The sequence below is a fragment of the Curtobacterium pusillum genome (assembly GCF_013359865.1).
Lineage (GTDB): Bacteria > Actinomycetota > Actinomycetes > Actinomycetales > Microbacteriaceae > Curtobacterium > Curtobacterium pusillum.
The window spans coordinates 290,331-306,120 of the sequence record NZ_JABMCE010000085.1 but is presented as its reverse complement, the minus strand read 5'-3'; the positions used below and the strand labels follow the sequence as shown (position 1 = coordinate 306,120).

At 72.0% G+C, this 15,790-nt stretch carries 15 protein-coding genes, 1 tRNA gene and 1 pseudogene; 4 read left to right on the top strand and 13 right to left on the bottom strand.

Features of this window, described 5'->3' with window-relative positions; all coding sequences use genetic code 11:
* The 3 genes and pseudogenes from HP507_RS16230 to HP507_RS16220 form a co-directional block, all read right to left on the bottom strand.
* A pseudogene (locus HP507_RS16230) lies at positions 1-359 on the bottom strand (hypothetical protein); the annotation flags it as partial.
* Between the two features lie 145 nt (positions 360-504).
* Positions 505-1,326, bottom strand: coding sequence for an inositol monophosphatase family protein (locus tag HP507_RS16225; protein WP_175352811.1), 822 nt, complete (start codon positions 1,324-1,326; stop codon positions 505-507).
* A 61-nt stretch (positions 1,327-1,387) separates the two neighbouring features.
* Positions 1,388-1,469: transfer RNA gene (locus HP507_RS16220), tRNA-Tyr, on the bottom strand.
* A gap of 161 nt (positions 1,470-1,630) precedes the next feature.
* Between HP507_RS16220 and HP507_RS16215 the strand changes: the two genes are divergently transcribed.
* Entirely contained in the window at positions 1,631-2,119 is a 489-nt protein-coding gene (locus HP507_RS16215; RefSeq protein WP_175352810.1) for a YajQ family cyclic di-GMP-binding protein, read from the top strand.
* Between the two features lie 16 nt (positions 2,120-2,135).
* Positions 2,136-3,596, top strand: a complete 1,461-nt coding sequence (gene cls / locus HP507_RS16210) for a cardiolipin synthase (RefSeq protein WP_175352809.1) — start codon at positions 2,136-2,138, stop codon at positions 3,594-3,596.
* A gap of 30 nt (positions 3,597-3,626) precedes the next feature.
* Here cls and HP507_RS16205 read toward each other — a convergent pair whose 3' ends face one another.
* Genes HP507_RS16205 through HP507_RS16190 form a run of 4 tightly spaced genes read right to left on the bottom strand, consistent with a single transcriptional unit; the run spans position 3,627 to position 8,114 of the window.
* Positions 3,627-4,742, bottom strand: a complete 1,116-nt coding sequence (locus tag HP507_RS16205; protein ID WP_175352808.1) for a heparan-alpha-glucosaminide N-acetyltransferase domain-containing protein — start codon at positions 4,740-4,742, stop codon at positions 3,627-3,629.
* 19 nt (positions 4,743-4,761) lie between these two features.
* A complete protein-coding gene (locus HP507_RS16200; protein WP_175352807.1) occupies positions 4,762-6,165 on the bottom strand; it encodes an FAD-dependent oxidoreductase in 1,404 nt (467 codons plus the stop codon).
* 44 nt (positions 6,166-6,209) lie between these two features.
* Positions 6,210-7,289 (bottom strand): polyprenyl synthetase family protein, encoded by a 1,080-nt coding sequence (locus tag HP507_RS16195; protein WP_175352806.1) that lies wholly within the window; start codon positions 7,287-7,289, stop codon positions 6,210-6,212.
* Positions 7,290-7,322: 33 nt separating this feature from the next.
* Positions 7,323-8,114, bottom strand: coding sequence for a demethylmenaquinone methyltransferase (locus HP507_RS16190; RefSeq protein WP_175352805.1), 792 nt, complete (start codon positions 8,112-8,114; stop codon positions 7,323-7,325).
* 54 nt (positions 8,115-8,168) lie between these two features.
* Here HP507_RS16190 and HP507_RS16185 point away from each other — a divergent pair, with 54 nt between their 5' ends.
* Positions 8,169-9,428 (top strand): isochorismate synthase, encoded by a 1,260-nt coding sequence (locus tag HP507_RS16185; RefSeq protein WP_175352804.1) that lies wholly within the window; start codon positions 8,169-8,171, stop codon positions 9,426-9,428.
* Between the two features lie 27 nt (positions 9,429-9,455).
* On the opposite strand, the gene menD is transcribed toward HP507_RS16185, so the two are convergent.
* Positions 9,456-11,204 (bottom strand): 2-succinyl-5-enolpyruvyl-6-hydroxy-3-cyclohexene-1-carboxylic-acid synthase, encoded by a 1,749-nt coding sequence (gene menD / locus HP507_RS16180; protein ID WP_175352847.1) that lies wholly within the window; start codon positions 11,202-11,204, stop codon positions 9,456-9,458.
* Complete coding sequence (locus HP507_RS16175) at positions 11,197-11,568, bottom strand: PLDc N-terminal domain-containing protein (RefSeq protein ID WP_175352803.1); 372 nt, start codon at positions 11,566-11,568, stop codon at positions 11,197-11,199. Before HP507_RS16175 ends, menD begins: the two co-directional genes overlap by 8 nt.
* 63 nt (positions 11,569-11,631) lie before the next feature.
* On the opposite strand from HP507_RS16175, the gene HP507_RS16170 reads away from it, so the two are divergent.
* Entirely contained in the window at positions 11,632-11,955 is a 324-nt protein-coding gene (locus HP507_RS16170) for a DUF4229 domain-containing protein (RefSeq protein ID WP_175352802.1), read from the top strand.
* An 18-nt stretch (positions 11,956-11,973) separates the two neighbouring features.
* Here HP507_RS16170 and HP507_RS16165 read toward each other — a convergent pair whose 3' ends face one another.
* The 4 genes from HP507_RS16165 to HP507_RS16150 all read right to left on the bottom strand — a co-directional run bounded on the left by HP507_RS16165 (position 11,974) and on the right by HP507_RS16150 (position 15,732).
* On the bottom strand, positions 11,974-12,969 hold the full coding sequence (locus HP507_RS16165; protein ID WP_271207236.1) for a 1,4-dihydroxy-2-naphthoate polyprenyltransferase: 996 nt from the start codon (positions 12,967-12,969) through the stop codon (positions 11,974-11,976).
* A gap of 154 nt (positions 12,970-13,123) precedes the next feature.
* Complete coding sequence (locus HP507_RS16160; RefSeq protein WP_175352800.1) at positions 13,124-14,260, bottom strand: AMP-binding protein; 1,137 nt, start codon at positions 14,258-14,260, stop codon at positions 13,124-13,126.
* 16 nt (positions 14,261-14,276) lie between these two features.
* Positions 14,277-15,206: a 1,4-dihydroxy-2-naphthoyl-CoA synthase gene (locus tag HP507_RS16155; protein ID WP_175352799.1), complete on the bottom strand. Its 930-nt coding sequence runs from the start codon at positions 15,204-15,206 to the stop codon at positions 14,277-14,279.
* 22 nt (positions 15,207-15,228) lie between these two features.
* Positions 15,229-15,732 carry a hypothetical protein gene (locus tag HP507_RS16150; protein ID WP_175352798.1) on the bottom strand — a complete coding sequence of 168 codons (504 nt, stop codon included), beginning with the start codon at positions 15,730-15,732 and terminating at the stop codon, positions 15,229-15,231.
* Positions 15,733-15,790 lie beyond the last annotated feature (58 nt).

Below are 15,790 nucleotides of genomic sequence, written 5' to 3'. Positions count from 1 at the left end.
GCCACGGGGCCGGGCGCGGACGCCACGACGGGCGACGAGGGCGCGGGCGGCGTCACGGGTGCGGCCGTCGAGGCCGGCATCGCCGGGGAGGTCGGCGCGAGGTCGATCGGGGACGCCGGGGCGGGCGGGGTCACCGGGGTGACGGGCGTCACGAGGTCGTCGAAGGACGGACGGGAGGCGCGGCTCGCCTCCGCCTCGCCCATCGCCTGCTCGGCGCGGTCACCCTCGCCCACCGGCACCGTCGCCTTCGCCGCCGCTCGCTCCGCCTCGATGCGGGCCCGTCGGGTCAGGTGGACGACCGGTGCGGAGGGGTCCGCGGGGCCGTCGGCGTGCACGGGCGAGAGGGAGGAGTGGGGCATGTGTTCGGGGAGGATCCTGATCGGGGCGAGACGCGCTCGTTGGTAACGAGCAGATAACGGGACCTGAGCACGGTAGCAAATGCCCTACCTCGTCGCCAGTCCTGGTCATGACCACACGGCTCCCCCAGACCGAGGGTCGGCGGGATCACTGCGTGAGCACGTCCTCCTCGAGGCGCTGCAGCAGTGTGGCGAGCTCGTCGACGACGGCGGGACTCGCGAACAGGAAGGACCGGGTTCCGCCGGCCTCCCAGATGCGGATGTCCGCACCGGCCTCCTGCGCGATGACCGACCCCGCCGCCATGTCCCACGGGTTGATGCCGCGCTCGTAGTAGGCGTCGACGGTGCCCGCACCGACCGCGCAGCAGTCCAGCGACGCGGCTCCCCCGCGGCGGATGTCGCGGACCTCGCCGATGAGCCCGGCGAGCACCCCGACCTGCTGCCGACGACGATCGACGGTGTACCCGAACCCGGTGGCGACGAGCGTCTCGGCGAGGGAGGCCGGCGACCCGGCGTGCAGCGGTTCGCCGTCACGCGTGGCACCCTCGCCCGCCGCCGCGCGGTACACGACACCGGTCGCGGGTGCGACGACGACGCCGGCGATCGGTTCCCAGGCCGCGGGATCCGCCGAGCCGCGCACGACGCCGATGCTGACGCCGTACTCGGGGCTGCCGTAGAGGTAGTTCACCGTTCCGTCGATGGGGTCGACCACCCAGGTGATCCCCGACGTGCCCGCACCCGTGCCCGACTCCTCCCCGAAGAAGGCGTCGTCCGGGCGGGCCTCGGCGATCCGGGAACGGATCAGCGTCTCGACCTCGCGATCGGCGGCGGTGACGACGTCGGCGATGCTCGACTTCCGGTCCGCGACCTCGACGCCCTCGGCACGCCGACGGGCGGCGAGGGTGGCCGCTTCACGGGCGATGGACTCGGCGAGGTCGGCGAACCGGGACGGGGTGAGGTCGGAGGGCATGGGACCAGCCTGCCGGAAACGGAACGGCCCCGTCCGCAGTGGACGGGGCCGTTCTCGTGGGTGGCAAGTGAGGGATTCGAACCCCCGAAGGCTACGCCGGCTGATTTACAGTCAGATCCCTTTGGCCGCTTGGGTAACTTGCCATGTGCGCACCCGGCCCGTGTAGTCACCAACCGAAGGCGCGCATGAAAGCATAGCCGATCCAGGATGGTGCTCGTGACCAATCCGGACCCGACCGCCCCGGTCCCGCCACCCGCGCTCGGGGGCCGAACCGCGCCTCCCGGACCAAGTTAGGCTGTCCCGCATGGCAGACAGCTCCTTCGACGTGGTCAGCAAGGTCGACAAGATGGAGGCGGAGAACGCCCTCAACCAGGCCGCCAAGGAGATCGACCAGCGGTACGACTTCAAGGGTGCCGACGCGTCGATCGCGTTCAGCGGCGAGGACGTCCTCATCAAGGCGAACTCCGAGGAGCGCGCCAAGGCCGTCCTCGACGTGCTGCAGAGCAAGGCGATCAAGCGCGGCATCAGCCTGAAGAGCCTCGACGCGGGCGACCCCTACCCCTCCGGCAAGGAGTACCGCATCGAGGTGAAGTTCAAGAACGGGATCGAGCAGGACGTCGCGAAGAAGATCGGCGCCTTCCTCCGCTCCGACGCCCCGAAGAGCGTGAAGAGCCAGATCCAGGGTGACGAGCTCCGCGTCTCCTCGAAGAGCCGCGACGACCTGCAGCAGACGATCCAGCTCCTCAAGGGCCAGGAGTTCGACGTGCCCTTGCAGTTCATCAACTTCCGCTGACGCGCCACGCACCGCAGTGGAGCACTGGCTCAACGTCGCGATCACGGTCTTCCTGGTCCTCCTGGACCTGGCGATCCGCGTCTTCTCGATCATCTACGTCCCGATCAACCGCAAGCCGCAGACCGCGACCGCGTGGCTGCTGGCGATCTTCCTGATCCCCTACATCGGGTTCATCGTCTTCCTCGTCATCGGCTCGACGAAGCTCCCCCGGGCACGGCGTGAGAAGCAGACGGAGATCAACGCGTACATCCTCGAGCAGACCGAGGGCATCGAGCGCGTCCGCCGTGACCACCCGTGGCCGCCGTGGCTCGAGAGCATCACGAAGCTCAACCGTGAGCTCGGCGCGATGCCCCTCGTCGGCGGCAACTCGGCCGAGCTCTACCCGGACTACGACGAGTCCATCGCCGAGATGACCCGGTCGATCGACCAGGCCCGACGGTTCGTCCACGTCGAGTTCTACATCGCCACGATCGACGACACCACGCGTCCGTTCTTCGAGGCGCTCGCCCGTGCTCAGGCGCGCGGCGTCACCGTGCGCTTCCTGCTCGACCACTGGGCGAGCCGCGGCTACCCCGGGTACAAGGACACCCTGGCGTTCATGGACGACGCCGGCATCGAATGGCACCTCATGCTGCCGCTGCTGCCGTTCCAGGGGAAGTTCCAGCGCCCCGACCTCCGCAACCACCGCAAGATCATGGTGATCGACGGATGGGTGGCGTTCACCGGGTCGCAGAACCTCATCGACAAGTCCTACGACCTCAAGTCGCACCTCGACAAGGGCATGGTCTACAAGGACCTCTTCGCCCGGTTCGAGGGCCCGGTCGTCGCCGGCCTCAACGCCCTGTTCGTCACCGACTGGTACAGCGAGACCGACGAACTCCTGCTCCGCGAGAGCGACCCCGTGCAGCGCGCGGACCGCGGGGACGCCCTGGACTGCCAGGTGGTGCCGTCCGGCCCTGGCTTCGACGGCGAGAACAACCTGCGTCTCTTCAACGCACTGCTCTACTCGGCGCAGGAGAAGGTGTCGATCACCTCGCCGTACTTCGTGCCCGACGACTCGATGCTCTACGCGATCACGACGACGGCGCAGCGCGGGATCGAGGTCGAGCTGTTCGTCGGCGAGATGGGCGACCACGCGATGACGTGGCACGCGCAGCGCTCCTACTACGAGGGGCTGCTCCGTGCGGGGGTGAAGATCTGGCTGTACCGAGCGCCGACGATCCTGCACGCGAAGCACTTCACGATCGACGACGAGGTGTCCGTCATCGGGTCGAGCAACATGGACATGCGCTCGTTCAGCCTCAACCTCGAGGTGTCCGTGATGGTCCGCGGCAGCCGCTTCGTGCACGCGCTCCGCGAGGTGCAGAACGCCTACAAGGAGCACAGCTTCGAGCTCACGCTCGACGAGTGGGTCGAGCGGCCGCGGCGGTCGCAGGTCCTCGACAACGTCGCGCGGCTCACCGCCGCCCTGCAGTAGCGCCCCGGACGGGAGGCGCGGGGCAGGCCGTCAGCGCCGGTCCGGTACCAGCCGGGTCAGCCGTGCGGTCAGGCGTTCCAGCGGCCCGCGTCCGAGGAACGTGCGCCACGCCGTCGCGAACAGGACCGATCCGACCGCGAACCACCCCCACGCCGACCCGGAGTCGGGGTACCCGGGCAGGACCGCGAGCACGACGAGGTGCCCCGCGTAGACCGTCAGCGGCATCGAGCCCAGCGCGGCCAGCGGGAACGCCATGCGCCGGGCCGTCCGACCACGCCCGTCGAACAGCAGCGTGCACAGCGCGATCACCGCGACCGCGACCCCGGAGGTCCCGACGACGTCGACGATCGACGACGAGTGGTCACGCGGCGACAGGAAGAGCTGCGCGAGCGCCTGGGCCGGGCTGCTCCCCTGCCCGGCGTACGGCACGCCGGGGAACGCCTGCGACGCGTCGACCGGCACCGGAGCGAGGACGTTCCCGACGACGTACGCGACGACGGCGACCACCGTGCCGGACGCGAGGAGCGCGACCTGCCTGCGCCGCGCCACTCCCCAGCGGGCGACCGCGAGACCGACCAGGACGTACGCCAGGAAGGTGACCACGGGGTAGACCAGCCCGAGCTGCACCTCCCACATCCCCGCGTCCGTGTAGAGCGGGACGATCCCGAGCGCGACGACGGGCGAGAGCACCGCGCAGGCCGCGGCGATCACGACCAACCATCGTGGGCGGACCCGCAGCACCGGGATCGCCAGCAGGAACAGCACGCCGTAGGTCGGCAGGATCACGTACACGGGTGTCTGCAGCGCCATCAGGAGGAGGCCGACGGCGACGACCACGGCCGCGCGGACCGCGAGCCGCCCGCGGATCCGGCCGATGACGGGCGGCCCCGGCGGCGTCGCCCGCCCGCTCGTCAGGCCGATCGAGACACCCGCGAGCACCGCGAACAGCGACGACGACCGGCCGTGGGCGATCGCCGCCCACGTGCCCGGGTCGGTCCAGTCCACCTGGTCCGCGATGCCGCCGACGTGGGTCGCCATCATGCCGAGCAGGGCGAGCGCCCGCGCGACGTCGACGCCCTGCAGTCTGTGGCCGGAGACGGGCACGCCCCGCGACGCGGTGGGCGGTGCGGGGCGTGCGTTCGTCATGGCGTGCGCGGCCGGGCGGTCAACTCGTGCGGGAACCGGCGCTGTCGGCTCGGGCCGGCGTCGCCGCGGCGCGGCCGAGTGAGACGTCGACCATCTCGTCACGCGGGACGACCTTGATGCGCTCGCGCCCCTCGGCCTCGCCGAGCGCGAGCTCGTGGGCGTCGAGGTTGTGCCAGCCGTCGAGGTCCGTGTAGTCCACCCCACGTGCGGTGAGCAGGGCCGGGATCGCTGCCTCGGTCGGGTCCGCCGGCGTCCACCAGCTCGCCTGGTCGTTGACGATGTGCTGCACGGTCTCCATCGCGTCGGACTTCGTGTGCCCGATGAGGCCGACCGGCCCACGCTTGATCCAGCCGGTGGCGTAGACGCCCGGGATCTGCTGGTTGTCGTCGTCGAGGACCTGGCCCTCGTGGTTCGGGATCACCCCGTGGCGCTCGTCGAACGGGACGCCCGGCAGGGGCGACCCGAAGTAGCCGACCGCGCGGTAGGCCGCCTGGATCGGGATCTCGCGGACCTCGCCGGTGCCCTCGACGCCGCCCTGGCCGTTCGGTCGTGTGCGCTCGTACCGGATCGCGGTCAGTCGACCCTCGTCGTCGCCGACGAACTCGAGGGGCTTCGCGTAGAAGTGCAGGTGCAGCCGTCGGCTCGCCTGCCCGGTCTCGCGCGTGCGCCACTGCTCGAGCACGCGGTTCATCACCATGACCTGCTTGTTCGTCGCGATGGCTGTCTTCGAGGCCTCGTCGTGGTCGAAGTCCTCGTCGTAGACGATCATGTCGACGTCGCGGAGTTCGCCGAGTTCGCGGAGCTCGAGCGGGGTGAACTTCACCTGCGCCGGTCCGCGGCGGCCGAACACGTGGACGTCGGTGACCGGGGACGCCTTGAGGCCCTCGTAGACGTTCGCCGGGATCTCGGTCGGCAGGAGGTCGTCGGCGTGCTTGGCGAGGATCCTGGACACGTCGAGGGCGACGTTGCCGTTGCCGATCACCGCCACGCTCTCGGCCGTCAGGGGCCACGTGCGCGGGACGTCGGGGTGGCCGTCGAACCAGCTGACGAAGTCGGCGGCGCCGTACGACCCCTCGAGCTCGACGCCCGGGACGTCCAGGTCGGCGTCCTTGATCGCCCCCGTCGAGAACACCACGGCGTGGTAGTGCTTCTTGAGGTCGTCGAGGGTGATGTCCTCGCCGAACCGGACGTTGCCGAACAGCCGGACGACACCGCGGTCGAGCACGTCGCGGAGCGCGTTGATGATGCCCTTGATGCGGGGGTGGTCCGGGGCGACGCCGTAGCGGACCAGCCCGTACGGGGCGGGGAGCTGCTCGAACAGGTCGATCGACACGTCGTGGACGTGGGCCTCGCGCAGCAGGATGTCCGCGGCGTAGATGCCGGCGGGGCCGGCGCCGACGATGGCGACTCGGAGGGTGGGCACTGATCGTCTCCAGTTTCGTTCGGGTGGGATGCTCCCGATGGGCTCTAGCGGCTGCGTTCGACGACGGACTCGGCGAAGCGGATGAGGGCCCGCTTGACGGTCCCGTCCGGCAGCGGTGCGAGCGCGTCGACCGCTTCCGTCGCCCAGCGGACCGCGACGGCCCGGGTGGCGGCGGTGGCCTCGTGCTCGCGGAGCGCGGCCACCGCGGACTGGTACGGCGTGGAGTCGACCACGTCGTCCGGTGCTGCGTTCACGTCCCGCTCGATGCGTCCGAGGAGGTCGAACGCGTCGGCGCTGCCGGTCGCGGCGAGGCGCTTCAGCTGCAGCAGCGGCAGGGTGTCGACGCCCGCGCGCAGGTCGTTGCCGGCGATCTTGCCGGTCTTGTCCTTCGCCGGGGCGAGGTCGATGACGTCGTCGACGAGCTGGAAGGCCACACCGACCTTCTCGCCGAAGGTACCGACGGCGTCGAGGTACGCGCGGTCGGCGCCGGAGAACATCACACCGGCGCGGGCGGCCGTCGCGATGAGCGAACCGGTCTTGTCGCTGAGGACCTGGATGTAGTGCTCGACCGGGTCGTCCCCGGGCTGGGGGCCGGTGGTCTCGTGGAGCTGGCCCATGCAGAGGCGCTGGAACGTCTCGGCCTGCATCCGGATGCCCTCGGTGCCGAGGTCCGCGGTGATGAGGCTGGCGCGGGCGAAGAGCAGGTCCCCGGTGAGGATCGCGACGTTGTTCCCGTAGGTCACGTGCGCCGCAGGGACACCGCGACGCACCGGTGCCTCGTCCATGACGTCGTCGTGGTACAGCGATGCCAGGTGGGTCGTCTCGATGCTCACGGCGGCCTTCACGACCGCGTCGGTCACGCCGTCGCCGAGCTGGGCGATGAGGAGCGTCAGCGTCGGGCGGATCCGCTTGCCGCCCGCGGACAGCAGGTACCGGCTGGTCGTGTCGGCGAGGGTGTCCGTGGAGCGCATGGCGTCCTCGAGACCCTGCTCGACGAGCTCGAGCCCGTCGTCGACGGCCGCGATGAACCGCCGTTCCGCGGGGCTGGCGAACAGTCGCTCGCCGAGACCCAGCGACGCGCGGAGGCTCGGTGCGCGACGCGCGACCGGGACGCTCGGATTCAAGTGCTGCTCCGTGTTCGGGGGTGGACGGACCGGTCAGGCGTCGGTCGGGTCGACGCTCGGCTGCTCACCGGTGTGCTGGTGCTCGCGGCGCGCCTTCGCACGACGGGCGGCGGACTCGCGGACCGTGCCCGCCACGGGCTTGCGACCGCGGTGCAGTGCGACGATACCGGCCGTGAGGTTCCGGTAGGCGACCATCGTGAACCCGACGCCGCGGAGCCACTGGCTGAGGACCTGCTGGTCGGGCCACGCCTCGATCGACTCGGCGAGGTAGCGGTAGGCGGCCGGGTTGCTGCTCGACAGCCGTGCGACGCCGGGGAGCACCCGCTTGAGGTAGGTGCCGTACCCGAAGCGCAGCAGGGCGAGCGGCGGCGTCGAGAACTCGCAGATGACCACTCGGCCGCCGGGCTTCAGGACGCGGAGCATCTCGCCGAGCGCCTGCATCGGGTCGTTCACGTTGCGGAGGCCGAAGGAGATCGACACGGCGTCGAAGGTGTCGTCGTCGAAGGGCAGCTGCTCGGCGTCGCCCTCGACGAAGGTGATCTCGGGGTGCCGTTCGCGCCCGACGGCGATCATGCCCGCGGAGAGGTCGAGCGCGGTCACGTCCGCGCCTTTCTTCGCGAAGGCCGCGGCGCTCGTGCCGGTCCCGGCGGCGATGTCGAGCACCTTCTCGCCGGGCTGGGGGTCGACCGCGCGGACCGTCGCGACACGCCACAGCGGGGCGTTCCCCGCCGAGAGGATGTCGTTCGTGAGGTCGTACTTCGCGGCGACGTCGTCGAACATGGCCGCCACCTCGTCCGGCCGCTTGTTCAGGTCCGCTCTGCTCACCCACAACATCCTAGAGGTCCCGGCCGGGCGTTCCCCGGAGCGTACGATCGCTCCGTGACCCGAACCACCACGGCCGCCCCGCCGCTGACGGTCTCGACCCGGATCCTCGACGATCCGGGCGCCGTCCTCCGCCACACCCTCCGGGAGAGTCCACTCGCGTTCGTCCGGAACGGCGACGGCATCGTCGGCATCGGCGAGGCGCTGCGCTTCACGTTCAGCGGGCCCGACCGGATGCGGGAGGCGTCCGCCGTGTGGCGGGACCTCGTGCAGGACGCCGAGGTCGACGATCCCGTGCAGTTGCGTGGGACCGGACTCGTGGCGTTCGGCTCGTTCACGTTCGCCGACGACTCCGCCGAGACGAGCGTCCTTGTCGTGCCCCGCGTCGTGATCGGCCGACGCCGTGGCAAGGCCTGGCTCACCGCCGTCGACACCACCCCCGGTCCCGAGCCCCTGGCGTTCACCCGCACCTCGGTGCCGGTGCCGCACGTCGGCCCGCACGTCTCCGTCGCCCTCGGACCAGGAGACATCGACGCCGACGCCTACGCCGACAAGGTCGCGGACGCCGTGCGCCGGATCACCGCGGGCGACGCCGAGAAGGTCGTGCTCGCGCGCGACCTCGTCGGCCGTCTGCCGGAGGGTGCCGATCGACGGGCCGTCCTGCTCGACCTCGCCGAGGCCTACCCGCAGTGCGTGACGTTCGCCGTCGACGGGCTCGTGGGCGCGACCCCGGAGACGCTCGCCCGCACCGACGGCACCCGGCTCTCCGCCCGGGTGCTCGCCGGCAGTGCGGCGCGCGGCAGCGATCCCGTTTCCGACCGTGCCGCCGCCGAGGCCCTCGCGGCGAGCACGAAGGACGTCGAGGAGCACGGCTTCGCGATCCAGAGCCTGCTCGCGGCCCTGCGGCCCATCGCTTCCGACCTGCGCGTGGACCCGGAGCCGTTCCGGTTGCAGCTGCCGAACCTGTGGCACCTCGCCACCGACGTGCAGGCGACCCTGCCGGTCGGCACGACCTCGCTCGACGTCGCCGACGCCCTGCACCCGACGGCGGCCGTCGCGGGCACGCCGACCGACGTGGCCGTGCGGCTCGTCGCCGAGCTCGAGGGTGTCGACCGCGGGCGGTACGCGGGACCCGTGGGCTGGCTCGGTGCGAACGGCGACGGCGAGTGGATGCTCGCCCTCCGGAGCGCGCGGGTCAGCGACGACGGCACCGTACGCGCGTGGGCGGGTGCTGGCATCGTCGCCGGATCGGACCCGGCGCGCGAGGTCGCCGAGACGGCGTTGAAGTTCCGCCCGATGACCGACGCCCTGGCGTAGCGCGAACCGCCCGTCGGCGCGCGCCCCTCAGTCGGCCAGCGGCACCTCGATCACGACGCGTTCGGCCGGGTCGGTCAGGACCCGCTCGAGGTCACCCCAGGTGGCCGCCCGCCGGTACTCCCATCCGAGGCCCGTCACGACCGGTTCCACGTCGACGTGCTGCGGCGTGGTCATCATCCGGCGCATGTCGGCCTCGGGTGTGGTCGCCGCCACCTCGAGCCCGCGGAAGATCGCTCCCCCGGCGTCGTTGCCGACGATGACCTGCACGCGGTGCCGCGGTTCCTCGACGCCGGTGACGAGCGCCCCGAGGTCGTGCAGCAGCGTCAGGTCGCCGAGCAGGACACGCGTGGTCCCGACGGACGCGGACGACCGTTCGAGCGCGGCGGCGATGCCGAGCGCGGTCGACACGGTCCCGTCGATGCCGGCGAGTCCGCGGTTCGCGTGCACGCGGATCGCCTTCCCCGCGACGTGCCCGTCCGCGACGCGGATGATCTGCGACGCGCCGAGGACGAGCCGGTCGTGCGGCCAGGTCGCCCCCCACACGGCGTCCGCGAGCATCGTCCGGTCGACCCGGCGGCGACGAAGCGCGACCTCGTCGCGGAGGAACCTGTTCCGCTCGGCGCGGTCGCTCGAACGCTTCGCGTCGAGGTCCGGGCCGGCATCGCCGTCGCCGAGCAGCGCACGGCTCGTCGCCACCCAGCGCCCCACCCAGGCGCGGTGCTCCGGCCGGGTGCGGCCGGTCACTCGGACGTCGGACACGAAGGTGGTCGCCGCGTCGGACCGGGAGGCGCGGGCCGGGTCGAACGGATCGGCTCCCGGCCCGCGGACCACGATCGTCTCGACGTCGGCTCGTTGCAGGAGCGCGGGGATCTCGCGGCTCAGGGTGGGATGGCCGAGCACGACGGCGCGGCGGACCGCGCCGCCGAAGCCGGGCTCGCGGAGGAGCTCCCGGTAGGCCACGACGAGGTTCCGTCCGAAACGCGCCCCGCTCGACACCTCGGCGACGAGCGGCGCACCGAGCTCCCAGGCGATCCGTTCGGCGTCCGCCCCGGCGTCGTGCCCGGCGATGACGACCGTCGCGGGCTCGTCGTCCGGCGTCAGCTCGACGACCGGCAGGCCGGAGTGCACCCGACGGGTGGCGAAGGCGAGGTCGACCTCGTCGTCGGGTACCGGTCGGACGTCGTCGTCGCCGAGTCCGGCGGACAGCGGCTCGCGGAACGCCACGTTGAGCTGCACGGGCCCGGGCTGCCCCTCGTGTCCGGCGGCAGCGGCGACCGCCTGCCGGACGAGCGTCCGGACCGTGTCCACGGTGCTCGCGTCCACCCCGTGCGCGGTGGGCGCCTCGACGTCCCGGACGAACGTGACGGCCGGACCGAAGATCCCGGGCTGGACGGTGGTCTGGTTGCTGCCGATCCCGCGCAGCTCGTCGGGCCGGTCGGCGCTGACGACGATCATGGGAACGCCGGAGTGGTGGGCCTCGAGCACGGCGGGGTGCAGGTTGGCGACCGCGGTGCCGGACGTCGTGACCACCGCGGCCGGCCGGCCGGACTCCACCGCGAGTCCGAGCGCGAAGAACCCGGCGGTGCGTTCGTCGAGCCGGACGTGCACGCTGATGCCGCCGGCGCGTTCGAGGGCGACCGCGGCGAGGGCGAGGGCCTGGGACCGTGAGCCGGGGCTGACCACGACGTCGGTCACGCCGGCGCGGGCGAGTTCGGCGAGGAGTGCCAGCGCGAAGTCGGTGGCCGGGCTGCCGGATCCCGCTGGACCGTCAGCGATCGGCGCGGCCGTCGTCGTCGGCTCGGCGGTCTCGGTCTCGGAACTGCTGTTCGAGGTCTCGGAGGGTCTCGTCGTCCTGGTCCTTGTCCGTGCGGTGCCGCTCGGGGCGGTGGGCGCCGCCGAGGAAGTCCGGGTCGTCTTCGGGTCCACGGTACCCGGAGCCACCGCCCGACACGGTCGCGGGGGCGCGGCCGAGCAGGAACCACAGCACGCCGCCGAGCACGGGGAGGACGATCACGAGCAGCACCCAGAGGCCGCGCCGGAGGGAACGGACACGCTGGCGGGGCATCGTGGCGCAGTCGATCGCCGCGTACACCGTGAACGCCACGGCGGCCACGACGACGATCAGCCACAGTCGGACCATGCCCGGAGTCTAGGTCGCGAGCCTGTGGGGTGTCTGCCGGTTCCGCTTCCGTAGACTTGCCGGGTGAAAGCGTGGCTCGTCTACACCCTGGCCCGTCTCGGCATCTTCGCCGCGGCCCTCGCCGTCCTGCTCGTGATCGGTCTGCAGTGGTACTGGGCGACCATCGGCGCGGCACTCATCGGCCTGCTCGTCTCGTACATCGCGCTGCCGAAGCTGCGCGGCAACGTGACCGAGAGCCTGGCGAACCGCCGCGGGAAGCCCGAGCGCGACGCCGACAGCGACTTCGAGGACGACTTCGTCGACGCGGCGGACACCGATGCCCCGGTCGAACGCCCGGTCTCCGACGCCGACCGGCACGCAGCGCGCCGCGAGCACGACGAGGACTGATCCCGCCGCCGGGGCACGCTACGGCTGGACGGCCAGCGTGATGCCGAGCACGACCCCGAACACGAGCGACGCGAACGACGACAGCTGCAGGGCGGTGATGAGTTCGCGCGGCTTCCGCGACGAGACCCCGATCGCGAGTGCCGGCAGCGCGAGCAGCAGCGAGAAGTACGTGAAGCCGGTGCGGAAGTAGAGCAGCACGAACCAGAGCAGGACCACGTACGGCAGCATCAGGAACAGGCCGTAGAGCACCCGGGCGACCGGACGCCCGACGACGACCGCGAGCGTGCGCTTGCCGGCGAGCCGGTCCTCGTCGATGTCGCGGATGTTGTTCACCATCAGGACGGCGCAAGCGAAGAACCCGGCGGCGACCGCGGCCGCCCAGCCGCTCATCGTGGCCTCGCCGATGAGGACGAACTGCGTGCCGAGGACGGCGACGAGGCCGAAGAACACGAACACGAAGACCTCGCCGAGGGCGTTGTACCCGTAGGGCTTCTTGCCACCGGTGTAGAACCATGCGGCGACGATCGCTGCGGCCCCCACGAGGAGCAGCCACCACAGCTGGGTGAGCACCACGATCACGATCCCCGCGACGGCAGCGAGACCGAAGAACGTCAGCGCGACGACCAGCACGGTCCCGGGCTTCGCGAGTCCGGCGCCGGTGAGACGCGCCGGACCGACGCGGAACTCGTCGGTTCCGCGGACACCGTCGGAGTAGTCGTTGCTGTAGTTCACGCCGATCTGCAGGAACAGCGCGACGAGCAGCGCGAGGATCGCGATGACGAGGTGGCCGTCCTTCGCGAGGTAGTCGCCGAAGTCGCCGGACTCGCCGCTGTCGACGAAACCGACGGTCGTGCCCATGACGACCGGGACGACGCCGAGCGTCAGGGTGCGGAGGCGCGCGCCACCGATCCAGTCGCTCGCGGTCGCCTTCCGCTTCGTGCGCTGCGGTGCCGCGGCCTTCGCCGGGTTGCCGGAACGTCCCTTGGACCGGGTCGGGTTCTTCGTGCGTGCCACGGCCGTCAATCGTATCGGCGTCGGCCATGCGTTCCGTACGGGGTCCCGGAGGATCCGCCGGGAGGCGCGGTGCGGCCTGGCCGGATCGGGGCGCGGTCCGCCAGGCGGTCCGGCCCGGCCCGGACACTCGGGCGATCCGGCCCGGTCGCGGCCGTCAGGCGGTCGGGCCGGCGAGCGCGCGGACGGCCCGTCGGTCCGGCTTGCCGGACGCGAGCATCGGCACCCGGTCGACGAGGACCACGGCGGCGGGGCGCGCCGCCCTCCCGAGCGTCGCACCGACGTGGTCCCGGACGGCGTCGAGGTCGATCGGGTTCGACGTCACCACGACCGGGACCTCGCCCCACTCCCCCGACGCGCGTCGGGTGACGACCGCGGTGTCCTGGCCGGGGAGCTCGCGGACGAGGCGTTCGACGAGGCCGAGCGGCACCTTCTCGCCGCCGGAGATCACGACGTCGTCGAGGCGCCCGAGCACCCGGACCACGCCGTCCCACACCTCCGCGGCGTCGCCCGTGCGGTACCAGCGGAGCCCGTCGCGCTCCACGAACGTCGCCGCGGTCCGCTCGGCGTCGTCGAGGTACCCCTCGGCGAGCATCGGCCCGGACAGGAGCAGCTCGCCGTCGACGACCTCGGTCCGCACGGTCCCGAACGGGACGCCGTCGTACACGCAGCCGCCGCTCGTCTCGCTCGCACCGTAGGTGGTCACGACCCGGACCCCGGCGTCGAGGGCCCGCTGCCGGAGTGGCGCCGGGGTCGCCTGACCGCCGACGAGGACGGCGTCGAACCCGGCGAGTGCGCTCGTGGCGCGCTCGTCGTCGAGGACGCGTGCGAGCTGCACCGGCACGAGCGACGTGTACCGACGCGGGGCGGCGGGGCCGGTGACGAGCCGATCGGCGGCGTCCGCGAACGCGTCGGCGTCGAAGTGTCCCGGCGCGACGACGGCGGGCGACGTCCCCGCTGCGATCGACCGCGTCAGGACGTTGATACCCGCGATGTAGTGCGTGGGCAGCGCGAGCACCCAACCGCCCGGACCGCCGAGGGCCGCGTCGGCCGCCGCTGCTCCGGCGAGCAGCGCCTCGGACGACAGCGCCACCCGCTTGCCGGTGCCGGTGGACCCGCTCGTCTCGACGACGAGGGCGACCCGCTGCGGGACGTCGGCCGGAGCCGCTGTCGGCAGCGCCGGAGTCCCCTCGGCGACGGGGAGCAGTGCGGGGCCGCCCGCGAGTGCCGCCTCCAGGCCGCGCAGCACGGCCAACGGATCGGAGGCGCCCAGCGCCACCAGCGGACGGGTCATCGGGAGTACCGGTCCGTCAGTAGTGCCACGGGAAGGCGCTCCACTCGGGAGCGCGCTTCTCGAGGAACGAGTCGCGCCCCTCGACCGCCTCGTCGGTGCCGTACGCGAGGCGCGTGGCCTCGCCCGCGAACACCTGCTGCCCGACCATGCCGTCGTCCACCGCGTTGAAGGCGTACTTCAGCATCCGGATCGCGGTCGGCGACTTGCCGAGGATGATCTCGCCCCAGCGGATCGCCTCACGCTCGAGCTCCTCGTGCGGGACGACGGCGTTCACGGCACCCATCTCGTACGCGCGCTGGGACGAGTACTCCTGCGCGAGGAAGAAGACCTCTCGGGCGAACTTCTGGCCGATCTGCTTCGCGTAGTAGGCACTGCCGTACCCGCCGTCGAACGAGCCCACGTCGGCGTCGGTCTGCTTGAACTTCCCGTGCTCCGCGCTCGCGATCGTCAGGTCGCAGATCGCGTGCAGGGAGTGTCCGCCGCCGGCCGCCCAGCCCGGGACGACGGCGATGACGACCTTGGGCATCATGCGGATGAGGCGCTGGACCTCGAGGATGTGCAGCCGGCCCATCGACGCCTGTGCCGCGGCCGGGTCGACGCCCTCGGGCGGCGCGCCCTCGTCACCGACGTACTGGTAGCCGCTACGCCCGCGGATCCGCTGGTCGCCGCCGGAGCAGAACGCCCAGCCGCCGTCCTTCGGACTCGGGCCGTTCCCGGTGAGGAGGACGACGCCGACGCGTGGGTCCTGGCGGGCGTCGTCGAGCGCTCGGTACAGCTCGTCGACCGTACGCGGACGGAACGCGTTGCGGACCTCGGGACGGTCGAACGCGACCCGGACGATGCCCCGCGAGACGTGCTTGTGGTACGTGATGTCGGTGAACTGCTCCGCGATCGGAGCCGCGGTCCAGACGTCGGGATCGAACAGGTCGGAGACGGGAGCAGCCATGCACCCACGCTACCGCTGCGTGTCAGACGCCCATGCCGTCCGCAGCCGAACCGCCCATGTCCGTGAGGACCTCGGGCGCGACGATCACGAGCAGGACGACGAGGATCACCGGGTTCGCGAAGAACGCCACGACCACCCCGACCGCGCCGTACCACCGACCGAACGACCCCACCGCGGCGACGAACCCGAGCACGGCCGCGATGAGCGTCAGGAACACCACGACGAAGCAGATGCCGAACGCGAAGTCGGTGTCGCCGCCCATGAACACGGCGAAGGCGCTCGCGTCGACCGCGGCCGAGACGACGGCGAGACCGAGGGCGATCTTGCCGACCACCGGGTTGCGCCGCTTGCGGCCCACCTGAGCCTGCTGGCGCACGTCCACGGTGTTGCGCTGCATGAGGCGGGCGAACTCGTCGGTGTCGCGACCGGGCATCGGACGGCCCTGCGTCGGACGGCCCGTGGCGTTGCGCGTCGAAGCGGGTGCGGCCGATCGCTGCGACGCACGCTGCTGCGGTTCCGGCGCCACCGAGCCTCCCTCGTTCCGGTCCTCACCCTGCTGCCGACCGTGGCCGACCGATGCATGC

What these genes read in the sequence shown, in the direction of transcription:
- HP507_RS16155 (WP_175352799.1), bottom strand. Translation starts at nt 15,206, where the DNA reads ATGGCTGCTCCCGTCTCCGACCTGTTCGATCCCGACGTCTGGACCGCG.
- HP507_RS16175 (WP_175352803.1), bottom strand. Translation starts at nt 11,568, where the DNA reads ATGGTCCGACTGTGGCTGATCGTCGTCGTGGCCGCCGTGGCGTTCACG.
- HP507_RS16160 (WP_175352800.1), bottom strand. Translation starts at nt 14,260, where the DNA reads ATGACCCGTCCGCTGGTGGCGCTGGGCGCCTCCGATCCGTTGGCCGTG.
- HP507_RS16215 (WP_175352810.1), top strand. Translation starts at nt 1,631, where the DNA reads ATGGCAGACAGCTCCTTCGACGTGGTCAGCAAGGTCGACAAGATGGAG.
- HP507_RS16225 (WP_175352811.1), bottom strand. Translation starts at nt 1,326, where the DNA reads ATGCCCTCCGACCTCACCCCGTCCCGGTTCGCCGACCTCGCCGAGTCC.
- HP507_RS16205 (WP_175352808.1), bottom strand. Translation starts at nt 4,742, where the DNA reads ATGACGAACGCACGCCCCGCACCGCCCACCGCGTCGCGGGGCGTGCCC.